18 protein-coding genes are annotated in these 24,689 nt (G+C 42.8%); 13 read left to right on the forward strand and 5 right to left on the reverse strand.

Annotation, left to right across the window (positions count from 1 at the left end):
• Positions 1-17 precede the first annotated feature (17 nt).
• From GVN16_RS23560 to GVN16_RS23595, 8 genes are all read left to right on the forward strand, one after another.
• The gene (locus GVN16_RS23560) at positions 18-1,874 is read left to right on the forward strand and encodes a RagB/SusD family nutrient uptake outer membrane protein (RefSeq protein ID WP_166566420.1); all 1,857 of its coding nucleotides are present in this window, start codon (positions 18-20) and stop codon (positions 1,872-1,874) included.
• Positions 1,875-1,957: 83 nt separating this feature from the next.
• Complete coding sequence (locus GVN16_RS23565) at positions 1,958-5,344, forward strand: VCBS repeat-containing protein (protein WP_166566421.1); 3,387 nt, start codon at positions 1,958-1,960, stop codon at positions 5,342-5,344.
• An 18-nt stretch (positions 5,345-5,362) separates the two neighbouring features.
• Positions 5,363-6,706, forward strand: a complete 1,344-nt coding sequence (locus GVN16_RS23570) for a vanadium-dependent haloperoxidase (RefSeq protein ID WP_166566422.1) — start codon at positions 5,363-5,365, stop codon at positions 6,704-6,706.
• Between the two features lie 76 nt (positions 6,707-6,782).
• Entirely contained in the window at positions 6,783-7,958 is a 1,176-nt protein-coding gene (galK, locus tag GVN16_RS23575; protein WP_166566423.1) for a galactokinase, read from the forward strand.
• Positions 7,959-8,111: 153 nt separating this feature from the next.
• Positions 8,112-9,743: a glycerol-3-phosphate dehydrogenase/oxidase gene (locus GVN16_RS23580; protein ID WP_166566424.1), complete on the forward strand. Its 1,632-nt coding sequence runs from the start codon at positions 8,112-8,114 to the stop codon at positions 9,741-9,743.
• A gap of 85 nt (positions 9,744-9,828) precedes the next feature.
• A complete protein-coding gene (locus tag GVN16_RS23585; protein WP_205748967.1) occupies positions 9,829-10,065 on the forward strand; it encodes a FeoA family protein in 237 nt (78 codons plus the stop codon).
• Between the two features lie 19 nt (positions 10,066-10,084).
• Positions 10,085-12,187, forward strand: coding sequence for a ferrous iron transport protein B (gene feoB, locus GVN16_RS23590; RefSeq protein WP_166566425.1), 2,103 nt, complete (start codon positions 10,085-10,087; stop codon positions 12,185-12,187).
• A gap of 332 nt (positions 12,188-12,519) precedes the next feature.
• A complete protein-coding gene (locus GVN16_RS23595) occupies positions 12,520-12,876 on the forward strand; it encodes a hypothetical protein (RefSeq protein WP_166566426.1) in 357 nt (118 codons plus the stop codon).
• Positions 12,877-12,929: 53 nt separating this feature from the next.
• Here GVN16_RS23595 and GVN16_RS23600 read toward each other — a convergent pair whose 3' ends face one another.
• Genes GVN16_RS23600 through GVN16_RS23615 form a run of 4 tightly spaced genes read right to left on the reverse strand, consistent with a single transcriptional unit; the run spans position 12,930 to position 16,399 of the window.
• Positions 12,930-14,063 (reverse strand): MalY/PatB family protein, encoded by a 1,134-nt coding sequence (locus GVN16_RS23600; RefSeq protein WP_166566427.1) that lies wholly within the window; start codon positions 14,061-14,063, stop codon positions 12,930-12,932.
• A 27-nt stretch (positions 14,064-14,090) separates the two neighbouring features.
• Complete coding sequence (locus GVN16_RS23605) at positions 14,091-14,861, reverse strand: glucose 1-dehydrogenase (protein ID WP_166566428.1); 771 nt, start codon at positions 14,859-14,861, stop codon at positions 14,091-14,093.
• A gap of 7 nt (positions 14,862-14,868) precedes the next feature.
• Positions 14,869-15,621: an SDR family NAD(P)-dependent oxidoreductase gene (locus tag GVN16_RS23610; RefSeq protein ID WP_166566429.1), complete on the reverse strand. Its 753-nt coding sequence runs from the start codon at positions 15,619-15,621 to the stop codon at positions 14,869-14,871.
• Positions 15,622-15,634: 13 nt separating this feature from the next.
• Positions 15,635-16,399, reverse strand: a complete 765-nt coding sequence (locus GVN16_RS23615; RefSeq protein ID WP_166566430.1) for a class I SAM-dependent methyltransferase — start codon at positions 16,397-16,399, stop codon at positions 15,635-15,637.
• A gap of 69 nt (positions 16,400-16,468) precedes the next feature.
• Here GVN16_RS23615 and GVN16_RS23620 point away from each other — a divergent pair, with 69 nt between their 5' ends.
• The gene (locus GVN16_RS23620) at positions 16,469-16,855 is read left to right on the forward strand and encodes a hypothetical protein (protein ID WP_166566431.1); all 387 of its coding nucleotides are present in this window, start codon (positions 16,469-16,471) and stop codon (positions 16,853-16,855) included.
• A gap of 39 nt (positions 16,856-16,894) precedes the next feature.
• On the opposite strand, the gene GVN16_RS23625 is transcribed toward GVN16_RS23620, so the two are convergent.
• Entirely contained in the window at positions 16,895-17,038 is a 144-nt protein-coding gene (locus tag GVN16_RS23625; RefSeq protein ID WP_166566432.1) for a hypothetical protein, read from the reverse strand.
• Between the two features lie 258 nt (positions 17,039-17,296).
• On the opposite strand from GVN16_RS23625, the gene GVN16_RS23630 reads away from it, so the two are divergent.
• From GVN16_RS23630 to GVN16_RS23645, 4 genes are all read left to right on the forward strand, one after another.
• Positions 17,297-18,823, forward strand: a complete 1,527-nt coding sequence (locus GVN16_RS23630; RefSeq protein ID WP_166566433.1) for a hypothetical protein — start codon at positions 17,297-17,299, stop codon at positions 18,821-18,823.
• A gap of 24 nt (positions 18,824-18,847) precedes the next feature.
• Positions 18,848-20,239: a hypothetical protein gene (locus tag GVN16_RS23635; protein WP_166566434.1), complete on the forward strand. Its 1,392-nt coding sequence runs from the start codon at positions 18,848-18,850 to the stop codon at positions 20,237-20,239.
• A gap of 241 nt (positions 20,240-20,480) precedes the next feature.
• Entirely contained in the window at positions 20,481-21,902 is a 1,422-nt protein-coding gene (locus tag GVN16_RS23640) for a hypothetical protein (protein WP_166566435.1), read from the forward strand.
• Between the two features lie 625 nt (positions 21,903-22,527).
• Positions 22,528-24,689: NPCBM/NEW2 domain-containing protein (locus GVN16_RS23645; protein WP_229244335.1), on the forward strand; the 2,162-nt coding region annotated here is incomplete at its 3' end.

A 24,689-nucleotide genomic window follows, 5' to 3' on the forward strand; every position in this document is an offset into this window, starting at 1 on the left:
ATTCAAATTGAAGAACAATGAATAAATTTAGAAATATTTTACTTTCGGCCGTTGCAGCTTCATTTGTTGTCACGGGTTGTAATGACGACTTTGTTGATACCAAACCTTTGGATCAGGTTTCTGAATCTGCGGTATGGACTGATGCAGCCCTCGCTGAAGCTTTTGTAACAGAAATCTATGCCGGTTTAGGTATGGGAGGATTTAACGAGCAGATGTTGGCGTCATTGACCGATGAAACTGCCTTCACTCACCCTGGTCGTGATATTACCACGATCACTGAGTCAAGATCAAATCCGGCGTCTCCGGGTTGGATCAACGGAACGCTTTCATGGGTAAACATGTATCAGCGTATCAGAGCCGCTAACATCGCGATCAAAAACCTTTCTGCCCCGCAGTTTGTGAATACAAACGGTACTGTGGAAAGACTGATGGGTGAGGCTAAGCTGATGAGAGCTTACTATTATCATCAATTGGTGCGTTACTTTGGTGGTGTGCCTATTATTGATCGTCCTTACGATCTTGGTGAAGCAGATTATCTTGCTCCGAGAAATACAATGGAACAATGTATCACTTTCATCGTGAAGGATTGTGATGATGCAGCTACTTTGCTTAACGGCAAAACGCTCGCTTCAGGCCGCGGTTCTAAAGCTGCTGCCCTGGCTCTTAAGGCCAGAGTACTTCTTTATGCTGCCAGTGATATGTACGATGCTACTACAGCTAAAGCGAAATCAACTGAAATGGCTGCTTTCTCTAAGCCTGAACTTTTAACTTATGTATCCGGAAGCAGGGCTGAAAGATGGCAGAAAGCTAAAGACGCGGCTAAAGCTGTTCTTGATCTGCCTGGTTATGGTTATGAATTAGGTCTTTCTGCTCCGGTATCGGCTGCTCAGGGATCTACCAACTATAACAACCTTGCGATGTCAAGAAATGGTGGTGAAAAGGATTTGATCCTTGCCCGTTATTTCATCAATGCAAAACAGGAAGATGGTGGTCGTCAGGGTTTGTTTAACGGACCGAACGGATACCACAACTGGGCTGGGAATACCCCGATCCAGAACTTTGTAGATGACTATGAAATGATGGATGGTACCAAGTTTGACTGGAGTAAGCCGGCTCATGCCAGCAGTCCTTATACCAACAGAGACCCTCGTTTCTATGCTTCTGTTCTCTACGATGGTGCTCCCTGGAAGCCACGTACTGCTGACGTAGCGGCTAAAGATCCTGCTAACCAGATCCAGACAGGTCAGTATGAACTGACTTCCGGTTCAGGAAAAGTAAACTACTTCGGTTTGGATACCCGTAAGAGTACTGTAGAAGACTGGAACGGTAGCTACACCGGATATTATATGCGTAAATTTATCGATCCAAATCCTGGAATCGTTGATCAGAATACATGGCAGCAAGTGCCTTGGCCTACTCTGAGATACACTGAAGCGATCCTTAACTATGTTGAAGCTTGTATTGAGTTAGGTCAGGATGCTGAAGCACGTACATGGTTGAACAAAATCCGTTTCCGTTCGGGTATGCCTGCCATCACAGAATCAGGCGATGCTTTACGTCAGAGATACAGAAACGAAAGAAGAATTGAGCTTGCCTTTGAAGAGCATCGTTATCATGATGCCCGCAGATGGATGATCGCTAAAACGACTTTGGGTCGTAAGGCTAACATCATCAGCATCGTGGGTACTCTTAAACCTGGTAAAACAGTAACACTTTACAAATATGATACGGATTCTTATGACTACAACTACAAAGTAGTGGACATGGATCCGGGTAAAGAAAACCGTACCTGGTTGGATAAGCAGTATTACCTGCCGATTCACAGAGACGAAATGAACCGTAACAAGAATTTAGTTCAAAATCCTGGTTACTAATGAATTGAGTTTTTAATATTGGGTAGATGAGTAGGTGTTATCACTCGTCTACCCAATTTTTTTTGACCCCATTACCATTACTTATGAAATTACCTTTATACCTGTTTTCAGGATTGTTTGTTTTCTTAATACTCACTATGTCAGGTTGTAAAACGGCTGACAAAGGGACTGAAAGTTCAGATGCTTCAGATGAACCTGCTGTGTTTACACTTTTGGGAGCAGATAAAACCAAGATTGATTTTCAGAACATCATCAATGAGGGCCTCAATACCAACGTTCTGATGTATGAGTATTTCTACAATGGGGGTGGAGTGGCAGTAGGGGACGTCAACAATGACGGCCTGGAGGATATATATTTTACAAGTAACATGCAATCAAACCGCCTGTATCTCAATAAGGGCAATATGACTTTTGAGGATGTTACCGCAGCAGCAGGAGTTAGCGGGAGAGAAGGCCCCTGGAAAACAGGTGTGACCATGGCCGATGTCAACGGCGACGGCTTACTGGATATTTATGTTTGTTATTCAGGTAACCTGAGCCCTGAAAAAAGGAAGAATCAACTTTTTATAAACAAAGGAAACGGTCAGGCAGGGGTACCCGTTTTTGAAGAGAAAGCAGAAGCTTACGGACTCGACAGCCCTGCTACCAGCACACAAGCCTCGTTTTTTGACTATGATAAAGACGGTGACCTGGATATGTTCTTACTGAATCATAATCCTAAATCACTGCCTGTACTTGATGAAGCTACTACCGCAGAAATGTTAAAGACTGAAGACCCGTCCAATGGCATGAGGTTTTACAGACATGATAAAAATACTAACGGAGAACCTGTTTTTAAAGACATCACCCGCCAGGCCGGATTTCAAAGCTCAGCTTTATCTTACGGACTGGGCATTGGTGTAGCTGATCTCAACGGAGACGGCTGGCAGGATCTTTATGTTTCGAATGATTACACCATTCCGGATTTCTTGTATCTCAACGACAAAAAAGGCGGGTTCATTAACCAGATCACTAAAAGCGTAGGGCACACCTCTCACTTTTCTATGGGGAGTGATGTTTCCGATATTAATAATGATGGTTTTTCTGATGTGTTTACCCTGGACATGCTTCCGGAAGACAATCGCCGTCAGAAACTGCTGATGTCGCCGGACAACTATGAAAAATTTGATTTTAACCTCAAAGTAGGTTTTGGCCACCAGTATATGAGGAATATGCTCCAGATTAACCAGGGCGTTGATAAAGACGATGCTTCCAATACCCAGCTGAGATTTTCGGAAGTAGGGCAGCTGGCAGGAATCTCCAATACAGACTGGAGCTGGAGTGCTTTATTTGCTGACTATGACAACGATGGATGGAAGGATCTTTTTGTAACCAACGGTTACCTGAGAGATTACACCAACCTGGATTTTCTTAAATACATGAGCGATTTTATGGCGAATAACCAGGCCAATATCCAGCGTCAGAATGTGCTGGACCTGGTTTTGAAAATCCCGTCATCCAACCTGACTAATTATGTATTCAAAAATAACGGTAATCTGACCTTTAAAAATGTAACCACTAACTGGGGGATCAGCCAGCCGGCCAACAGCAATGGTGCGGCCTATGCCGACCTTGACAATGACGGGGATCTTGACATGGTGGTTAACAATATCAATCTTCCGGCTTTCATTTATCAGAATGATACCGAAAAGCAATCAAAGAACACTTATCTGAAGGTTAAATTAAGTGGCGAAAAACAGAATAAGCTGGGTATCGGTGCAAAAGTGACTTTATATAGCGGAGGTAAGTTACAATACCTCGAGCAGATGCCGACACGCGGATACCAATCAAGCGTTTCCCCGGTTTTACATTTTGGATTGGGTAAAGTCATCACTATAGACTCTCTGAAGGTAGTCTGGCTGAGTGGTAAATCCGAGACGATCAAAGGCATCAAGGCCAATCAGCAGCTTACCTTTGAAGAAAAAAATGCTAAAGAAACGGCAGTTAAGCCTGGGGCAGTTAAGCCTTTTTATGCCAAAATAGCCTCACCGCTGGCCTATCAGCAAACTAAAAATACACTGAATGATTTCAAAAGGCAACCATTGCTGGTTAATCCTATTTCGTTTTCGGGGCCGTGTATGGTCAAGGGGGACGTGAATGGAGATGGCCTGGAAGATGTTTTTGTAGGTGGTGGTTTCGGACAGACCGGGGCTGTTTACCTGCAAAGTAAAAGCGGTTCATTCAGCCTGAAAGCCCAGCCTTCGTTTGAAGCTGATAAAGAAAGTGTGGACACCGATGCCTTGTTTTTTGACGCCAATCATGACGGATTTACTGATTTGTATGTAGCGAGCGGGGGATATCATAATTTCACGCCTGACGACGCCAGACTTCAGGACAGACTTTATCTGAACGACGGAAAAGGTACTTTTACCAAAAGCCCGAAAGCATTGCCGGCCATGCTGGTGAGTAAAAGTTGCGTCAGAGCAACAGACATCAACGGCGACGGTCATCAGGATTTATTTGTGGGGGGCAGGGTGATTCCGGGAAGGTATCCGGAAAGCCCTCAAAGCTATATCCTGATTAACAACGGCAAAGGCGAGTTTAAGGACGAAACAGCCAGAATTGCCCCGCAGCTTAAGAATGCGGGTATGATCACTGACGCGGCCTGGCATGATCTGAACAATGATAAAAAGACTGAATTGATCCTGGTCGGTGAGTGGATGCCGGTGACGGTACTTACCCTGAATGCCGGTAAGCTGAGTGATGTAACCAAAGATTACTTCGACAAAAGTTATAAAGGTTTATATAACAAATTGCTGCTGGAAGACCTGAACGGCGACGGCAAAGCAGATCTTGTGTTGGGTAATCTCGGATTGAATGCCCAGATAAAAGCCAGCGAGAAGGAGCCAGCTGAAATGATTTTTAAGGATTTTGATGACAACGGGGCCATTGACCCTATCCTGACTTTCTATATCCAGGGTAAAAGTTATCCTTACGTAACCCGTGATGAAATGCTGGATCAGATGAGTATCATGCGGACCCGTTTCCCTGACTACAAGTCTTATGCAGATGCGACAATCAACGACATTTTTACGAAAGAAGAGCTGGACGGTTCTACAAGGCTTGAAGCAAACTTTATGAAAACGGCCTTGTTTATTTCCGGTACAAACGGGAAATTTGCAGAAGTAAACCTTCCGGCAGAGGCACAGTTCTCGCCTGTTTTTACAATCACTTCCCTGGATTATAACAAGGACGGTAAAAAAGACCTTTTACTTTGCGGCAATATCGACCGTGCCAGGCTTAAGTTCGGAAAATACGACGCCAATTTCGGGTTGTTGCTGAAAGGTGACGGCAAGGGAACGTTTACCGCCATTCCGAAACTGGAGAGTGGTTTCAGCATAGAAGGAGATGTCAGAAGCGTTATTCCGCTGGGTGATTTATTGTTGTTGGGTATAAATCAGAAACCGTTGCAGGCTTATAAGCTGCAGTAATCAAATTGGTAAATTGAAATGAGGTCATTATTCTTATATATTTTATTGGGTGTGGCTGGCTTCGGTTGTCAGAAAAGCCAGGAAAAGATGCCCGAACTGGGTAGCCACGAAATCAGCAAGGTGGTTTCCCAGATGACAGATGTTATGCTGCATGATGTGTCGAATCCTCCTTTGGCTACCCGTTTTTTCTCCTATGCCAGTCTGGCAGGTTATGAGGTGATCGTACAGAACGATCCCAGATTTTCCTCATTCAAAGGGAAAGTAAATGCTTATCCGGACATCACGAAACCTAAAGTTGAGGGGCCGTATTCTTACCAGATGAGTGCTGTACTGGCCATGATCGAAACGGCCAAGAAAATGCAGCCTTCAGGTAAGTTACTGGACGGTTATGAAAAAAAATGGCTGGATTCGTGTCAGAAAGCCGGGTTTTCAGAAGAAGTTATCAGGAATTCTCTGGAGTATGCCGTTCAGATCAGCAAGCAGATCCTGCCTTACGGAAAAGGGGATAAATACAATAAGATCAGTAATTTTCCGCGTTATACACCCAAAATGAAGGAAGGGTACTGGTATCCGACACCTCCGGGGTATTTTGCGGCGGTTGAGCCGTATTTCTTTACTGTACGATCGTTTAACCTCGATTCATCATCACAGTTTAAACCGGTTCCGCCTGTACCGTTCTCGAATCAGAAGGGCTCAGCTTTTTATAAGCTGGTAGAAGAAGTTTATCATCAGAAATTGCCACAGGAACACCGCGAAATCGCGGCTTTCTGGGATTGCAATCCTTTTGCCCTGCAGGACAACGGCCACCTGATGGTCGGTATGAAGAAGATTTCTCCGGGTGCCCACTGGATGGGTATTGCGGGCATTGCCTGTGACCAGGCCAAATTCAGTCTGGAGCAATCCATGCAGGTTTATGCCACTCTGTCTATGAGCCTGATGGATGCTTTTATCATTTGCTGGGATGAAAAATACCGCAGCGACAGGGTCAGACCCGAAACGGCTATCAGAAAATTCATTGACCCGAAATGGCGTCCTATGCTTCAGACACCCCCTTTCCCGGAATACCTGAGTGGACATTCGACCATTTCATCGACTGCTTCCGTTATTCTGACTCATTTTTTTGGTGAAAATTTTAAATATACAGATATTGTGGAGGTTCGTTTCGGATTGAAAGCACGCAGCTTTTCATCATTCAGACATGCAGCTGAAGAGGCGGCGATATCAAGACTTTACGGAGGGATACATTTTACAGATGCGATAGATAACGGGATGAAACAAGGGTTTATTTTGGGAGACCATATTGTCGGCCGCTTGTTTAAAGATAACAGTAAGAACACGGTGGCCATGAAGACACCGAATTAAACTTTACCTCTATAATTTAATATAATTAGTAATTAATTCAAAATATACCCGATTTTGAATTTAAATGGAATGTGAAATGTGGAACGCAGAATTGATTAGCTCGAAGTTTGAGTCAATTTACAATCAAAATCCAACAACCGTCATCAAGTCGCCGGGAAGAATCAATTTAATCGGAGAACACACTGATTATAACGATGGCTTTGTATTGCCAGCGGCCATTGATAAAGCTATTTATTTTGCTTTGAGAGAACGGGAAGACAGATTATGTAGGTTTTATTCAGTAGATCTGGATGACTACCATGAGATAAATTTAGACGATTACGCCAAATCTCCGAAACAATGGGCTAACTATCTTATCGGAGTCATTAATGAAATTCAGGAAGAGGGACACCAGATACCCACAGGTTTTGAACTGGCTTTTGGCGGTGATATCCCATTGGGAGCCGGACTGTCTTCTTCTGCCGCTGTCGAAACAGGCATGGGCTATGGTTTGAGCCAGCTCTTCGGATTGTCGGTTGACAGGCTCACGCTGGCCAAGGTGGCACAAAGGGCAGAACGGAAGTTTGCGGGACTGAATTGCGGCATCATGGATATGTATGCTTCCCTGTTCGGAAAAAGGGACGCTGTGATCAAACTCGACTGCAGGGCCCTGACACACCAGTATTTTGACCTTCCGACCAAAAATCATTCGATTGTTTTGTGCAACACCGGCGTCAAACACAATTTGTCGGAAACCGCTTATAACAAACGCCGTGAAGAATGTGAAGAGGGTGTGGCCATCATTCAGACGCAATTTCCTGCTGTGGTTTCACTCAGGGATATTTCGCTGTCTCAGCTGACCTCCATTGAGAGCCTTTTCCCGCCCGTAGTTTATCGCAGATGCCACTTTGTTGTGGCAGAGATAGAAAGGGTAGGCAGGGCCTGCAGTGCCCTTACAGGTGGCCGTTTTAAGGAATTCGGCGATTTTATGTATGAAACCCACGAAGGTCTGAGAGATGACTATGAAGTGAGCTGTCCAGAACTTGATTTTCTGGTAGAGCAAGCCAAGCTGAATCAAGATGTACTAGGCTCAAGAATGATGGGCGGCGGTTTTGGAGGCTGTACCATCAACCTGATCAAAAATGATGGGATTGAAGACTTTATCGCTTCTGCCACCAAGGCCTATGAAGCAGCGTTTAACATCGAATTGAAAAGTTATACGGTGGTTTTGAACAACGGCGTAGAAGAGGTGTCTCTTGTGCCGGGCGAATAAACCTGATATGAGCCATCAATGTTTTAACCCATTGATGGCGGAATTTCAATGCCTGTACCTCGTTCTGAAATAAAAATATAAATCCGTTGGCTTTGGGCTGATAGGGATATTCATTAACTTGTCGGCATATTAACCAGAAGCTCACTTAGCCTAATGAACAGGGGAAAAAATCTGCAAAAACTCAGGGAAGAAACTTTTGATATTTGTGTTATCGGGGCCGGGGCTACCGGGGCCGGAGTGGCTCTTGATGCTGCTTTGAGAGGCTTCAGGGTAGCCTTGATCGAAAAAGAAGACTTTGCCTCTGAGACCTCTTCCAAATCTACGAAATTGATTCACGGCGGGGTCAGATACCTGGAGCAGGCCTTCAAAAACCTTGATTTCGGGCAATTGAAACAAGTCAGGCACGGTCTGGCTGAAAGGCACTTCGTACTGTCGAATGCTCCGCACCTGGCACGCCCTCTCGGCATTATTACCCCTGTTTTTTCCTGGTTTGAAGGACTTTATTTTTCGATAGGTCTCGTGATGTACGGCTGGTTTGCCAAAAATGACACCCTTCCGAAAGCCAGGTGGCTCAGTAAAAAAGAGACCCTGGACAGGATAAAAAATATGTCTTCCCGCATACACAGCGGTGTTTTATATTATGACGGCCAGCTGGATGATGCCCGGTATTGTCTTGCTTTGGTTCAAAGTGCAGATAAAGCCGGTGCTGCAGTAGCCAACTATACCGAAGTTCTCGGATTTGAAAAAGAAGCCTCCGGTCAGCTTACTGCGGTTAAGGTCAGAGAGAGAAATTCCGGCGATGTTTTTTCAATCAAAAGCAGGTTATTTATCAATTGTACCGGCGTATTTTCCGATAAAATACGCCTGATGGCTAATCCGCAGGAGGTACCGCGTATCAGACCAAGCAAGGGCGTCCACATTATTCTCAAAAAAGAATATCTTAACGGCAGCGAGGCTATCCTGATTCCGAAAACAAAAGACGGTCGTGTGGTGTTTGTGATTCCTTTTGAGGGTATCGTAATGGTCGGTACCACCGATACGCCCGACAACCGCACAGATGCTGAACCTGTGCTGGAAAGTGCGGAAGTTGATTATTTGCTGGAAACCATCAGTCCGTTTCTGAATAAGGTTCCTGCCAAAAGTGAAGTACAGGCAGGTTTCGGTGGGCTAAGGCCTTTGCTGGCAGCTAACCGGAAGGATACCAAGAGCTTGCTCCGTGACCATGAAATTGAACATGACCATGCCAGCAACCTGCTGAGTGTTTTGGGCGGGAAATGGACCACTTTCCGTCTCATGGCCCAGGACGCGGTAGATGAGGCCTGCAGGATTCTGGAAACAGAGCGAACCTGTAAAACCCCGGATCATAAGCTTCACGGGGCTGATAAAGCCGGTGACGGGCAGTCTGAACTGGAAGAACTGACCACAAAATCCGGCATCAGCGAGGAATCTGTTATCCATCTGAAATCCAAATACGGAGATCAGGCAGGTGCGGTTTTAGCTTTGTGTGAAGACAATACCGGACTGGCAGCTCTGATCCATAAAGACTATCCTTATATAAAAGCAGAGGCTTTGTATGCAGCCAGATATGAGATGGCTGTTACCCTCCGTGATTTTTTCGCCAGGCGAATCAGGTTTGAACTGACGGACTGGCAAGCTACCATTGATTCTGTAGAGACTGTAGCTCTGATCATGGCCGGCGAACTCCTTTGGGACGAATCTTTTACAAAGAATCAGATAGAAGATTACAGAAAACAACTCGGAAATTTCATCTCTGAGGCATCCTGATTTATGATTTTTGTCAGTAAGTCGTTGAGGTAAGAACAAAATTGCTTATGTTTGTGTTCTTATTTATAATGAATCTAATTATGTTATGCAGATGACGGTAGCTGATTTAAAGCTGGGGGAGATTGGGGTTATCAATTCGTTTTCAGATAGTAAATTATCTTTGAAATTGCTGGAAATGGGTTGTTTGCCGGGTACTGAAGTAAAGCTAGACTTTATCGCACCTCTGGGCTGTCCGTTTTGTATTTCTGTGGGTGAAAACTACCAGTTGTCTCTCAGGAAATCAGAAGCTGCCACGATCAATATCTCTTTTCCCTTAAACTGAATTTGCCCGTCCCGTCCTTATGAAAGTAGCATTAATTGGCAATCCAAATTCTGGAAAATCATCTCTATTTAACCAGCTCACCGGACTCAGACAAAAGATCGGAAATTTTCCGGGAGTGACGGTTGATAAGAAAATTGGCTTCTGCCGGTTAAACAATCAGACTGAAATTGAAATCATTGATCTTCCGGGTACATACAGTATATATCCCAATTCCCTCGATGAGCAGGTAGTGCTTGAAATTCTGGCCAATCCTGCCAACAAAGACTATCCTGACCTGATTGTAGTGGTGGCTGATGCTTCCAACCTGAAGCGTAATATGCTGCTTTTTGAACAGGTTAATGACCTGGGAATACCTACCATACTGGCCTTGAATATGCTTGATGCCGCCAATGAAGTGGGAGTTTCGGTAGATTCTGTTAAACTTGAGAAACTGCTTGGGGTCTCGGTAGTAGAGATCAATGCCCGCGAAGGCATCGGAATGCAGGGATTGAAAATGGTGATCGCCAGAAACCTTGAATCACCGAAAGTACATCTGAATCCCGCTGTGATTGATGAAAAAGACAAGGCCATTGTCAGTCAGGTAACAGAGAAATTTGGAATAAAGAATGAATACCTCGCTGCTCAATACCTGGCACAAACTCCCAAGCTATCTTTCCTGAGCTTTGATCAGCAGAAGGATTTGCAGGCACTGGTTGAAAAATCGGGTTTTGATGCAGACCGTTTTCAATCTGACGAAGTCATTAACAGGTATGCTGACATTGCTCACAACCTGGATCAGGTCATCAGCATTCAGAAGGAAGAAAAAATAAAAGAGACATTCTCGACACGACTGGATAAGATATTGCTCCACAAGTTCTGGGGTTACTTCATTTTTCTTACGATTTTGTTTGTGATATTCCAGTCGGTATTTACACTGGCCAGCTATCCGATGGACTGGATTGACGAGAATATGGGAGCCTTAACGGATTGGCTCAAGGCCATACTGCCTGAAAGCAAGCTGACGGATTTATTAACCGACGGTCTGATTGCCGGCATTGGTGGTGTGGTGATTTTCATTCCCCAGATCGCCTTTTTATTTGCCTTTATTTCGCTGCTCGAAGAATCGGGTTATATGGCCCGTGTGGTGGTTTTGATGGATAAACTGATCCGGAAATTCGGTCTGAGCGGCAAGAGTGTGGTACCATTGATTTCAAGCATGGCCTGTGCTGTTCCTGCGATTATGTCTGCCCGGACGATAGGCAACTGGAAAGACCGTCTGATTACGATCATGGTGACACCTCTGATGAGTTGTTCGGCCAGGTTACCGATTTATACGATTTTAATTGCCCTTGTGATTCCTCAGAATACGGTTTTCGGTATTTTTGGTTTACAAGGACTGGCTCTGATGTCACTGTACCTGCTCGGTTTCTTTTCAGCTCTTATCGCAGGCTGGCTGATGAAACGTTTTATGAAGTCCAAAGAGAGGAGTTATTTTGTGATGGAGCTGCCTACCTATAAAATGCCCCGCTGGAGCCAGGTCGGTTTTACTATTTTTGAAAAGGCCAAGACTTTCGTTTTTGAAGCCGGGAAGGTGATCATTGCCATTTCCATTGTACTTTGGGTGCTTTCTACTTATGGTCCGGGTGATAGCCTTGACAAGGCCGAAGCACGTGTGATCGCCGAAAATCCGGAAGCTGAGCAAACAGACCTTGATAATAAAATAGCAGGAGCAAGGCTGCAGTCTTCTTATGCCGGGATGTTCGGCAAGGTGATAGAGCCTGTCATCAAACCTCTGGGCTATGACTGGAAAATCGGTATTGCCCTGATTGCGTCATTTGCTGCCCGTGAGGTTTTTGTAGGTACCATGTCGACGATCTACAGTATCGGAGGAGACAACGCCGACGAAAACACCATTAAGGCCCGCCTGAGGAATGAAAAGAATCCGGTGACGGGTGAGCAGGTATTTTCGGTAGCGACTTCTTATTCCCTGCTGATTTTCTACGTATTTGCCATGATGTGTATGAGTACGATCGCCGTAGTTTACAGGGAAACGAAGAGCTGGAAATGGCCGATGATTCAGCTGGTTTATATGAGTGTGTTGGCTTATGTATCTGCGTTGGTGGTTTATCAGTTGCTGAAATAAGCTTTTTAGCTGTAAGCTATAGGGTTTAAGCTTTATTCTTCACCTGTCAAATAATAAACGCCCTCAGACGTAAACCCCCCATTATCTGCCCGGTGTCTTCAGGCCCGGGCACGATGTGAAATTTTAATATTGAAGAGATGAACCCGAGGGATTCACATAGGTGTAAAAAGTTAGTAGCAATTCTAAAAAGTTATTCAGATACTCTTTTCTATATTCGAAACTTTTGATAGATTTAGGGATAATTCCGGAATCGTTTAAATATTCGGAGATGACCATTAATTATCCCTTAACCCATGCTTTTCCGGATGCCGGAAAGTATTAATCTTTCGCGTATGTTTGAAGCTAAAACTCTCAAAATCCTTTCTATTGTTGCTATTGTTATTTGTGTCCTAGGTTCAATTCTGAGTCTTGGCCTTGGTTTTCTCAGCGGGAAATTACTGGGGTATCTTCCTGTACTTTCCTGGGCCGTTCTTGCGTATGCGTCCTATTGTGCCATGAAACTGACAGGGTATGATATTTATGAAGAAGATCTGAAAAAGATCGGCTGGAGTATTTATGTTTTATTTGCCGTTTTTGTGTTGTTCATTTTTGTGGGCTTGTCTATAGGGCCTGTTCTCGCTATTGTGATGGCGGCAAGGTTACATTTTCAGAAGTCTACTATTGAAGAATGGATGAGTAATAATGCATAATTAACAGTAACAGCGACGTTTACATTACGTCGCTGTTACCGCTGTTATAAAGGTCAACTCAAACTATTTTTAATCCGTTTCACAGCTTCTTCCAGCACTGCTCTCTGGGTACCGAAGTTGAGTCTGAAGTGTTTTTCTCCTCCGAATATCTTAGCGTCCATGACCCCAACGCCGTTTTTCTCCAGCACTTCCGTGAAATTCTCAATACCTGTTTTTTCGTAATTGATCCAGGCCAGGTAGGTGGCTTCTGCGGCGATCATACTCAGGCCGGGAATGCTGTTCATTTCCTTTAGCAGATAATCATGGTTTTGTTTGAGATAGGCTACCAGCTCGACTCTCCAGTCTTCACAACTTTTGTAGGCGGCCAAAGCGGCTTCATAAGAAAACCCGGTAGGCCTCGGCATGATACCATAAATCGTTTTTTCGAAGTTCTGACGTAATTCTTTGTTGGGAATAATGGCTATGGAACAACCCAGTCCGGCAATGTTAAAGGTTTTACTCGGAGCCAGCAGAGTAATGGACTGGTTTTCAATCTCTTTGCTGATCGTCGCTATACTCAGGTGTTGTTTGGTGTCGTCAAGGATCAGGTCGCAGTGTATTTCATCAGAACACAGTACCAGGTTATTTTCAAGACAGAAAGCGACCAGTTGTTCCAGTTCAGACCTGTCAAATACCCTGCCTGTCGGATTGTGCGGATTGCACAGCATATACAACCTGGTACTTGGGTTGACGGTCCTCTTCATTTCTTCGAAATCCATTTCCCAGCGGTCGTTCTGCCAGATGAAGGGGATATTCTGTAGTCTCCTTTTGCCTATTTCGGCAGCTTCCAGGAACGGTTTATATACCGGGCTGGAGGTCATCACCGCATAATAGTCGTCGCTGATGCACCTGGCGGCAGTATGCAGGCCTGGTACGAGCCCCGGAAGCCACACAATCCACTCTTTTTGGATCTCCCAGCCATGCCGGGTTTTAAGTCTCTCTATGACGACTTCCGTGAGTTCATCGGGGGTATGGTTATATCCTACTATCGCGTGGGTTGAAATGTCAATCAAAGCTTGTTTGATTGGAGGAGCCACTTCAAAGTCCATGTCGGCAATCCACATCGGGATCACTTCCGGAGCATACCTGTCCCATTTATAGCTGTTTGAATTTTTCCTGTCGGTCGGTTTATCGAAGTCGTAAAGCATGAATACTGAATTAAATGAAAAACTAAATTAGATAACTGTTCCGCCGTCAACAGAGAAAATGCCACCGGTGGTATAGCTTGACGCGTCAGAAGATAGATAAAGCACTAAGGCAGCCACTTCTTCCACAGAGCCCATTCTCGCAATCGGCAGGCGTTTGGTGAAATGCTCCAGGATCTTGTCGTTTTCCCACAGGGCCTGGCTGAACTTGGTCTTGATCAGGCCGGGACAAACGGAATTGACCCTGATGTGGTCAGGCCCCCATTCTTTTGCAAGTACTTTGGTGAGCATATTCAATGAGGCTTTGCTGACACTGTAGATGCCTAATCCCGGATCAGGGGTAATGCCCGCGATACTGCTGATGTTCACGATACTTCCGCCACCCCTGCTTTTCATGACGGGATGCACCATTTTGGAGAACTCGAACGGGGCTCTCACATTGACCCCCATGATCTTGTCAAAGGCCGCTGCGTCGCAATCCAGGGCAGGCCCGAAAACAGGGTTGGTAGCGGCATTATTGACCAGGATATCTACCCCGCCGAAAACCTCTGTGGTTTTGTCGAGCAGTTTTTTTAACTGGTTTATGTCTCCTGAATGGGCCGCAAAAGGCAACACTTCCGAGCCGGATTGCTTACGGATATCTTCCGCCAGAACTTCCAGGTCGGCTTGTTTACGGCTGCTGATGACTACTTTGGCCCCATAAGCCGCAAAGAACCTTGCGATCGATTCACCAATGCCTTTGCTGGCACCGGTGATGATGGCCACTTTATCTTTTAATGAAAATGCTTCTGTGTAATTCATAATGATGCTATTGTACTGATAGTCCTCCGTCTAAAATAATGCCTTGGCCGGTGATAAAAGTCGAGCGGTCTGAAGCCAGGAATAAAATGGCGTCAGCGATTTCACCGGCTTCTCCGAAACGTTTCATCGGAGTCGAGTACCTGATCATTTCCTTGTATTGAGGATCTGCATCGGCATGGTCGAGCATCGAAGTCTGAGTAAAACCGGGGCAAACGGCATTGATCCTGATGCCCAGTTTGGCGTATTCAATGGCTGCGGTTTTGGTCATGCCCATCACAGCATGCTTGCTGGCTGAATAGGCGATGTGCCCCGCCATGCCCAGGCTGCCTGCCACGGAGGCAGTATTCACAATGACGCCTTGTTTTCTTTCCGAAAAATGAGCCAGGGCTACTTTCATGAAATAATAAACCCCTTTGATATTGACATCTACTATTTTGTCGAAATCATCTTCGGGATAGTCCTCTGTTTTTTGCCTGGGTCCTAAAATTCCTGCGTTGTTCACCAGTATATCAAGGTGACCGAATTGTTGTAATATTTTACCAAACACTTCTTTTACCTGCGAAAAATCAGAAACATCGCAGGAGAAATAGGAGTACTGGGCATTTAAAGAAGAAAGTTTTTTTGCCAGTTCGGGGTTGATTTCTGCTGATAGGTCGAGGGCGATGACCTTTGATTTTTGTTTGGCAAACTGCAGACTGGCAGCAAACCCAATGCCGGAGTTCGCACCGGTGACCAGTACGACTTTATTATTTAGCTTCATTTCTTAAGGTTGATTACTTTTGACAAAAGTAAACAATTTCTTCCATCGGCAAGGCATAACGTTTGGCTAATTCAACGGGCATTTCCGTCACAAACTGATCTTCAGTAACCTGAAAACCAGCTCTTGACAATTCCTGGCCGTAATTTCTGCCGAAAAGCCTCAGGTGATCCGACTGCAGAAATACCCTTTCACGCTCACGCGGGTCTGTAATGGTGGGGTCTTCCAGGGTAACGGCCATTTTCATGTCCTGGGGCGATTGCATGATGGCCCAGCCTCCTGGTCTTAATACCCTGAAGAGCTCTTTGGTAGCCACATCAAAATGCTCCACGTGTTCGAGTACGTGATTACAGAAAATAACATCGAAACTGTTGTCCGGAAACCGGATGTCTTCAATGTCCATTTTGACTTTGGCCAGGGGAGATTCGATGTCGGCGGTGATATATTCCAGGTTTGACATCTTTTCAAACCGGTCGATAAAGCAATATTCGGGAGCTACGTGCAGTACCTTGAGGTTGTCTTTGAAGAAATTCGTTTTTTCTTTCAGGTACAGATACATGAGGCGGTGTCTTTCAAGAGCCAGGCAGTTGGGGCAAAGGGCGTTTTCCCTGGGGTGTAAACGGCCGTAAGGAAGGAATTTGGTAAACTTCTGACTGCAAACGGTACATTCCACATTATCCCCTTTCATGAAAAAAGAGTAGACTTTTAATGGAAAATGACTGAACAATTGCAGATATTTGCGTGGAACAAAACGAATTAAAAAACTTATCAGGTATTTCATTTATTATTTTTATTGAATATCTTTAATTTTACTGAGTTCAAAAGAATCTCCAAAAATACAAATCAAAAAATGATTATAAAAGACAAGAAGGCTCCCGGACAGAAACTAATTGACAATTTGTCGTTAAAAAGTAAATGGCTGCTTTGTTCGGTGGGCGGTTTGCTTATGGTATCGCTGGGACTCATTTTGTTTAGCGAGGCAGCTTTTTTGCGAATGAAAAGTATGCATACAGCCACCTGGATCTTCCTGGGGGTGCTTGGCCTGGCGGTGGTCAACGCCGGCATCGTGTTTTTCGGAAAGGGGATAGCTTACAAAGCCGAGATCAAAAGCAAAAAGTTGTTCAAAGAGCGGCAAAAGCAGTTCCGGAAGCAGAATGCCATGAAGAAGAAAGCTGCCAGGTCAGAAAAGCCGGCAGATAAAAAACCAGCAGATAACAAGACACAAAAAAACTCCTGAATTGATTTTCAGGAGTTTTTTTATAAAAAAATATCTTGCTTATTTAGCAAAGCTGGCCTTTAATTCTTCCACATCCACTTTAGTGATCGTCGGTTTCAAAGTCAATCTTTTAACTTCAGAAACTTTATTAATTGCTACCGCTCTGTTTTTTCTACCTTTTCTTTTTAACTGAGTAACTGCCATCTCTTTATATGTTTAATTTTTTATTAATCTATTTTGAGGGGGCAAAGGTATGAAAATATTTGTAAAAGAGTACCATGCAGTTAAGAAAAATTTACAATAAATGCTGATTAAGAAGTATTGACAATGTTTGAAGGGTAGGTGTAGTGTCGTATATTGATTTTGCGTTCAGAAAATGATTTACCGTATAATAAGTTTTAGGAGAAAAAGAAGATTATATTTTCTAGTTTTGTGTCGCCAACTTTTAAAAGTAAACTTAATATGAGTAAAATCAGAATTCCCGCAGTTTTGTCTTTCTGTTGTGTTAGCAGCCTCTTGCTTTCTTGTCGATCAAATGATCTTATTCCCAAATCAGAATATCCGGAATTCTCCATTGTCGAGGGGAACACCGTCAAGACCCGGGTGGACGAATACAACAAAAAAGTAGAGGATGTGGACATCCTGAGTCCCAAATACCTTATTATCGGTGATACGGTAGTGACTTACCGGCAATCGAAGCCACATACTCCCCCTTCGGTAACTCCAGACTTATCAAATATCAAAAACAATGACAACCCCGAATTGAAAGGAAAGCCACTCAGGTACATTGCAGTAGGCGGAAGTCTGACTGCAGGAGTACGGGATGGAGGGTATTTTAATGAAGGTATTCAGACTTCTTATCCAAACCTTGTGGCCAGGCAGATGGGTTTACAGAAATTCGAGCAACCTTTGTTTGATGCAGCAGACTATAACGGATTTGGAAGAAAAGTGCCAACTTCTGTAAATTATACAGGTGGTCCGGTCCCTAAGTTTAAGGAGGTGAAGAATAATAGTGGGGTATTACAAATTGAAAAAGATAATGTTACACTGAAAAAATACCTCGGTAAGCCGGATAATCTTGCAGTAAAAAATTTCCATTCAGGTAATCGGTCTCTTCTTGATTACCAATTCAGTGACGGGAATTTAGCTTTTGATGGGTCGTTATCAGGACAAGTTCTATCAAGAATTTACGGAGGAGATTTAAAATCAATTTCAAGAAAAGTTTTTGATGGCAATTTTGACCTTATCTCTTTTGAAACTGGTTGGCAGGAAATAATTACGTGGTTTGTATTTAAAATTACGTCTGCACCTGGTACCCAAATATATCCTGAAGGAATCAATAATCTCAATTATGACAATGCTTCTAATCTTGGGGATGTGATTAGAAATCATGGGAAAATGACTTTTATGAAAGATTTACATTCAAGTGGTAAAGCAAAATATGGCTATTTCTTGAATTTACCTTTGATTACGGATTTACCCTATTTTAATATTATTAGTAAAGATGAAGTCAACAAGGTCATTGAGACAGTCAACAAAAACATGGTTTTCAAAGAAAATGTCAAAATATTACCTACATCAGAAATTGATTCTTTGTTAGGAACCAAGGTTCACATCTCGATGAAAAAAGGGCTTTCATATGATAAACCATTAAGTAAATATAGCTATCTGACAGACGAAGAACAAAAGTTAATAACTGTTAGCGTTGAAGGTTTTAATAAAGAAACTGAAAGTCTTTCAAAGTCTTTTAATTTTCCTGTAATAGACATCAATAGCCTTTACAAGCAGATAATCAAAGGTACTTATATCACGGATGATGGAGTTAAAGTAGATGGCTCATACCCTAAAGGCAATTTCTTTTCTTCGGATGCCATTTATCCCACAGCGTTTGGGCAGGCAGTGATTGCCAATGAGGTGATCAAGACGCTGAACAATTTTTATAAAATGCAGATTCCTTTGATTAGCACTAGGGAGTACCTCGATAATTGATAAATCTTAAACAACAAATTGAAAATGAAACACGCAAAAAACATCCCATCATTGTTTCTGGCTGCTTTGGCGGTAAGCTGTGGGCCAAAAGACCCGGCTCCGATTGCTGAAATTAATACAGAGTATTCTGTTTTTAATGGGGATACCATTTTTACAAGGATTGACTATATGTATCTGAAAAGTAGTTCCATTGCTGTAGGCGATACTGTGAAGATGTACGGAGATATTAAATTGCATGACAGGCCTTTGGTAAATCCGGATTTAAGTACAATGAAAAATAATTCAGATCCGGAATTGACGGAGAAATCTTTAAAGTACCTGGCTATCGGAAGTGGTATCTCTGCCGGTTACCGGGATGGTGGCTATTTTAATGAGGGCATCATGACTTCGTTTCCCAACCTGATTGCCAGACAATTGGGGATTGAAAAGTTTGAACAACCCTTATTTGATAAATCAGATTATAACGGTTTTGGCCGCAATCTTCCGACAGAACGAAATCCCGGGGGAGGGCCGGCCCCAAAGTTCAAAAGGGTGAGCAATAATACCGGATTTAAAGGTATTGTCAATGGGAGGTTGATTCCGAGAGAAATAACCAAAAACATGAAGGAAATTGACAACTGGGCCAGGCCAGGTGCCACAATGAACGCTTTGAATTATGGAGTCAATTACTCGGGAGATCCTTTTTTCGCACGCATGAAGTTAGGGCTTGTGCCAATGTTGTATACTTACCACGCACAAAAGTCGGACCTGTTTACCATCGAGTTCTGTGATGATGTTTTCATGGGGGCTGCTAATACCTCTTCAAACTTTTTCAACGCAGGAGGACCTAACGGAGAACATGGGTTATATACATTGTTAAAACTGTTCGCCGCTGAAGGGCGTAAAGGCTGCATTGCGAATATCCCGGATCCGTCAGACTTTCCATACTTTAAGTTCATTACCATGAAACAGTTAAAATCTGGTCTGGGGAAAAATTATATGGAAGGAATTTCTGAAAATATTTCAAAAGGGGGATTCCTGGTAAGGCCAAGCAAAGGAATGGACTCATTGGCCAGCACGAAGATTCCTTTTGGCATCAAAGTCAAACCAAACAATCCCTTCAATGATTTAAACCGTACCCGAATGAGTGTGGAAGACAATAATGTAAACATAACCGCTTTTGCAAAAGAAAATGGATACCCGGTTGTTGATTTGAAGTTATTATATGACAGGATCATACAGGGTAAATATTTTACTGTCGACGGAGTTAGGGTAGATCCGTCTTATCCAAACGGGAACTTCTTCTCTAATGACGGCATTTATCCTACAGCGTTCGGTCAGGCAGTTATAGCCAACGAGTTCATTAAGACCCTGAATAACTTTTATAAAGTAAACATCCCGCTGATTAAAACCAAAGCTTATTTGGATGTCAGATAACTTGCAAATAATTTAATCAAAATGAAAGTAGGAAAGAGTCATCCTTGTTAACATATGAAGTTCGAAATTGTTTAAAATAAAATGTCATTAATATATTGTGTTGATATATAATATATTATGATTTTAAATTATAAAGTAAAGATAAAAATAATCTAAAATTCCTATAAATATTTATACGTTATTAGTTTTTGTGCATACCTTTACACGAAGTTTTACATACCAACTTTAATACGCAACCAAAATGAAAAATAAATATAAAATGACTACACTCTTTTTAGCTACCGCACTGGCTTTGAGTTGCGGAACAAAGGATATTATTCCTGTTGTAGATCTTAATACAGAATATTCCATCGTAGATGGAGATACTGTTAAAACCAGGATTGAAAAAGATTTCAACAAAGTAAAAAACTACAAATATCTTAAAAGCAATTCTATTGTTTTGGGGGATACGTTGGTAATGTACAAAGAGATTAAACTTCATGACCGTCCTTTAAAAAAGCCAGATCTCAGTAAATTGAAGAACGACTTAATTCCGGAATTGAACGGGAAATCGTTAAGGTACGTCGCCATAGGTGGTAGTATATCTGCGGGATACAGGGATGGGGGATATTTTAATGAAGGGATCATGACTTCATTTCCTAACTTGGTTGCCCGGCAAATGGGCATCGAAAAATTTGAACAGCCACTTTTTGAGCCATCCGATTACAACGGTTTTGGAAGAATTGTAAGGACTGAGTTTAATCCAAGCGGTGGACCTGCTCCAAAATTTAAGAGGTCAACTAATAACCTGGGAATTCTTGGAGTATCAGGAGATAAATTGATCCCAAAAAAAATAAAGAAAAGCCGGTTTGAAATTGATAACTGGGCATCACCAAACATTAGTCTTCATGGCTTTAATTTTCCTATGACGGAAATAGGCTCCTATCATGATCGCATGGACTTTGAAGTTGACATGATTATGCTTGATGAGTATACTAAACAAAAAATGGACATCTTCACTATGGAATTTTGTGATAATGTTTTTTACAACGCATCTGTTTCCGGCATCTCACCATTCGATAATGGAAGACCGGGTGGAACAGAACCTCCTTTGTTGACTTTATTGAAAATATATGAAAAAGAAGGACGTAAAGGATGCATTGCCAATATACCGGATCCGGGAGGGTTTCCATATTTTAACTTTATTACAAAATCTCAATTAAAAAAAGGATTAGGTGGGCTATATCTTGATTGGATTTCAGATAGAATTAATGAAGAAGAATATCGGGTATTGCCAAGTGCAAGAATGGATTCAATTGCAAGTCCAAAGGTCCACATGAGTATGAAAAAAGCACCAAATTACGCTCTGACAAGTTTGACAAATTTAACCTATTATACTGATCAATATAATTCTAACATAGTTTCTTTTGCCAAAGCTACGAGGTACCCGGTGGTAGATTTGAAGTCTCTTTATGCTAAGATACTTGGTGGTAAATACATTACCGAAGATGGTGTGAGAATAGACCCTTCTTACCCTAATGGAAATTTCTTTTCGGTCGACGGCATTTATCCAACTGCTTTGGGTCAGGCGGTGATCGCCAATGAGTTTATTAAAACATTAAATGCGTACTACCAACTTGAAGTCCCTTTAGTCCCAACCAAGGCCTATCTCAACCAAAAGTAAATTCCCAAATACAAACATTACGATGAAAAAATATACAAACCTTTTGACAAGGGTGGCCTTGCTTTGTACGATCTTTATGGTCAATTCTTTCGGGCAGGCAGTCAATATTACTTATCCAGTTAATGGAAGTGTAATTCAACGACAAAGTGATAACAGAGCAAATGTGAGCTTTTGCGGCACAATTGGATACGGACTAGACAGTACATCTCTTTACAATTATAAATTGGTATTAATCGGCCTTGATTTAAACACGGGCGAACCTAATAATATAAATAATGCATATTGGAATATTGACCTTGTCAAGATTACAGGAGTTAACTATGGTGTTTTTAGGTTGTATATTAATATACCGTCCGGTTGGTACTCTGCCCATATTGCTATTTCTGACAAGAATGGCACGGCAATTGGAAATTATACACAGAGAAATTTTAAAATTGGTGTTGGCGATACCTTTGTTATTGCAGGTCAGTCGAACGCCCGCGGATTTCCCTATGTATGGGATAAAGGCCTTATTGGGTATGACAATACATTAAATGATTCTCAATTACCAGATGCTGTGAGAGTGATTGGAATTGGAGAAAAAGATATGATAAAGTCTTCAGATGCTCTTACTGAACAGGAAACTATGAAGCCAGGAGGAGGAATTTCCTTTTTGCGTGGCTTTGAAAAGTTAACTCTAAAAAAAGAACTAAATACTGTAAATCTTTCTTACCCAGACGAATTTGGAAATCAGAAGCCAATATACAGCCGCCCTATTTTTCCTGTAGGTACCGATTCGTGGTGTTGGGCCCCCTTAGGCAAAAAATACGTTGCCGCTCAGAATGTACCCGTTCAATTTTTTAATGTAGCCATTGATGGCTCTTCTATTACCAACTGGCAAGCAGGTACTCCTAACTATAATCGTCTCTTGAATTTATTGAAGAGACAAGCAAACATTGTAGGCCACAGGGGAATACTCTGGCATCAGGGAGAAGCGGATGCGAGTCAAAGCATGAGCGAATCTACTTATCAAAGTTATCTGAAAAGTATGGTAGATAATATTCAGTCAGCTTTTGATCCAAGTGGCTCTACCTGGGGGCCATTAACCTGGAATATTTCGAAGGTTTCTTATCATACAAAATATAATCCTCCCAATTTTGACGTTTTTGACAACAGCACTGTTAACCCTAATTTTGGAATTAGAAATGCCCAGTCTAATGTTTCTTTTGCTTCTTCTATTAAAAAAACAGGAATTGATACGGATGGTATACTACCTCCAGGAAGAGGTCCTTTTCAAAAGATACATTTTCATGGAGCGACGCACAATACTGTAGGCGAAATGTGGAAAAACGCCGGACTATGGAATAACACACCCAAAGAAGCCATGGGGGCAATTGCCAGATTAACTTATGAAAAACTCAGCAACGGTAACATAAGGTTAAAAGTTGTTCAGGATTATCCTATTGCAGAATTTAAATGGGTAAAAAATGAAGATGGTATAGAAGACAATGTAGGCAGTACAGATACTTATGATGTGCCCGGATTTAGCTCTGCAAAAGTTTTTTACACATGTTTCGTAAGACCAACAGGTAAAAATTATTATTTAATCACTGCTCCTTTTATTGGGCCAAATGAAGTGGACAAGAACCCAAGAATTGAAATTGTTGGTTCGACAAATCAAATAAATTTATCTGGAAGTCAACAGACAAAGGTAGCTGAGATTTACTCTCAGAATATGACCTGGACCAGCACAATAACAGGAGGTAGTGGATGGCTTTCTATTATAGAAAATCCATCAGGAAGTTTCGGTTCAACGAATGTCAAAATACAAACTCTCACTAATTCAGGAAGCAATGTTAGAAATGCAACCATTACTTTTAACGGTGTTGGTCCTTTGGGAGAAACGATGTCTAAATCATTGGTAATTTCTCAATCCGGATCCGCATCCGGAACAGTTTCCCTGTTAACCTTAAGCCCTTCTTCCGGCTCATTCAATACCAATGTTTCCAATGACATGAACACCATGCAAATCGGAGGTGTACAGTACTTTCAGGGCCTGGGAGTTCACGCTCCTAATACTGTAACCTATAATTTATCCGGCCAGTACAGCACCTTCTTCGGAAAAGTAGGCAGGGATGATGAAGCAGACAATGCTTATGACTCTGGCAAAGTGCAGTTTGTCATCAAAGCTGATGGGACTGTTATCTGGACTTCCCAGGTGCATGGCAACAATACTTCTGCCGAAGCCTTCAATGTTAACGTCAGTGGGAAGAATAACCTGGAGCTGATTGTCAACCAGCTGGAAGATATGAACTTTGACCACGCCGACTGGGTAGATCTGTATCTGACCACTTCCGGTGGCGGAGGGTGCAGCACCCCTACCAACCCAAGCAATGTATTAGCTTCTGCCAGCAGCATTACCTCCGGCCAAAGTACTACCTTGTCTGCTTCCTGCTCTGTGGGTACCATTACCTGGAGTACCGGGCAAACAGGGGCTTCAGTAAGTGTTTCACCTACTGTCAGCACCACTTACCAGGTTTCCTGTGTGAACGGAGCCTGTCAGAGTGGTACCGTACCGGTGAGTATCACCGTCAATCCCTCAGGTGGCGGTGGAGCATGTTCTGCCATATCCAATAACCTGACGATGGGAACATGGACCGTCACCGGACAGCCACTCGTAGCCAGGTATTTTCATGGTCAATATTGGTTGACTCAGAAAGTATCGTCCAGTCCCGACGAATTTGTGGTCAGGGGGGCAGCCATGCTCCAAAGATCGGATGTGTCGCTTAACAACAGTAGTTATTATAA

The sequence above is a fragment of the Emticicia sp. CRIBPO genome, from assembly GCF_009905725.1.
GTDB lineage: Bacteria > Bacteroidota > Bacteroidia > Cytophagales > Spirosomataceae > Leadbetterella.

What these genes read in the sequence shown, in the direction of transcription:
- GVN16_RS23640 (WP_166566435.1), top strand. Translation starts at nt 20,481, where the DNA reads ATGAAAAATAAATATAAAATGACTACACTCTTTTTAGCTACCGCACTG.
- GVN16_RS23635 (WP_166566434.1), top strand. Translation starts at nt 18,848, where the DNA reads ATGAAACACGCAAAAAACATCCCATCATTGTTTCTGGCTGCTTTGGCG.
- GVN16_RS23600 (WP_166566427.1), bottom strand. Translation starts at nt 14,063, where the DNA reads ATGCTTTACGACTTCGATAAACCGACCGACAGGAAAAATTCAAACAGC.
- GVN16_RS23615 (WP_166566430.1), bottom strand. Translation starts at nt 16,399, where the DNA reads ATGAAATACCTGATAAGTTTTTTAATTCGTTTTGTTCCACGCAAATAT.
- GVN16_RS23595 (WP_166566426.1), top strand. Translation starts at nt 12,520, where the DNA reads ATGTTTGAAGCTAAAACTCTCAAAATCCTTTCTATTGTTGCTATTGTT.
- galK (WP_166566423.1), top strand. Translation starts at nt 6,783, where the DNA reads ATGTGGAACGCAGAATTGATTAGCTCGAAGTTTGAGTCAATTTACAAT.
- GVN16_RS23565 (WP_166566421.1), top strand. Translation starts at nt 1,958, where the DNA reads ATGAAATTACCTTTATACCTGTTTTCAGGATTGTTTGTTTTCTTAATA.
- GVN16_RS23610 (WP_166566429.1), bottom strand. Translation starts at nt 15,621, where the DNA reads ATGAAGCTAAATAATAAAGTCGTACTGGTCACCGGTGCGAACTCCGGC.
- GVN16_RS23620 (WP_166566431.1), top strand. Translation starts at nt 16,469, where the DNA reads ATGATTATAAAAGACAAGAAGGCTCCCGGACAGAAACTAATTGACAAT.
- GVN16_RS23625 (WP_166566432.1), bottom strand. Translation starts at nt 17,038, where the DNA reads ATGGCAGTTACTCAGTTAAAAAGAAAAGGTAGAAAAAACAGAGCGGTA.
- feoB (WP_166566425.1), top strand. Translation starts at nt 10,085, where the DNA reads ATGAAAGTAGCATTAATTGGCAATCCAAATTCTGGAAAATCATCTCTA.
- GVN16_RS23630 (WP_166566433.1), top strand. Translation starts at nt 17,297, where the DNA reads ATGAGTAAAATCAGAATTCCCGCAGTTTTGTCTTTCTGTTGTGTTAGC.
- GVN16_RS23580 (WP_166566424.1), top strand. Translation starts at nt 8,112, where the DNA reads ATGAACAGGGGAAAAAATCTGCAAAAACTCAGGGAAGAAACTTTTGAT.
- GVN16_RS23570 (WP_166566422.1), top strand. Translation starts at nt 5,363, where the DNA reads ATGAGGTCATTATTCTTATATATTTTATTGGGTGTGGCTGGCTTCGGT.
- GVN16_RS23560 (WP_166566420.1), top strand. Translation starts at nt 18, where the DNA reads ATGAATAAATTTAGAAATATTTTACTTTCGGCCGTTGCAGCTTCATTT.
- GVN16_RS23605 (WP_166566428.1), bottom strand. Translation starts at nt 14,861, where the DNA reads ATGAATTACACAGAAGCATTTTCATTAAAAGATAAAGTGGCCATCATC.
- GVN16_RS23585 (WP_205748967.1), top strand. Translation starts at nt 9,829, where the DNA reads ATGCAGATGACGGTAGCTGATTTAAAGCTGGGGGAGATTGGGGTTATC.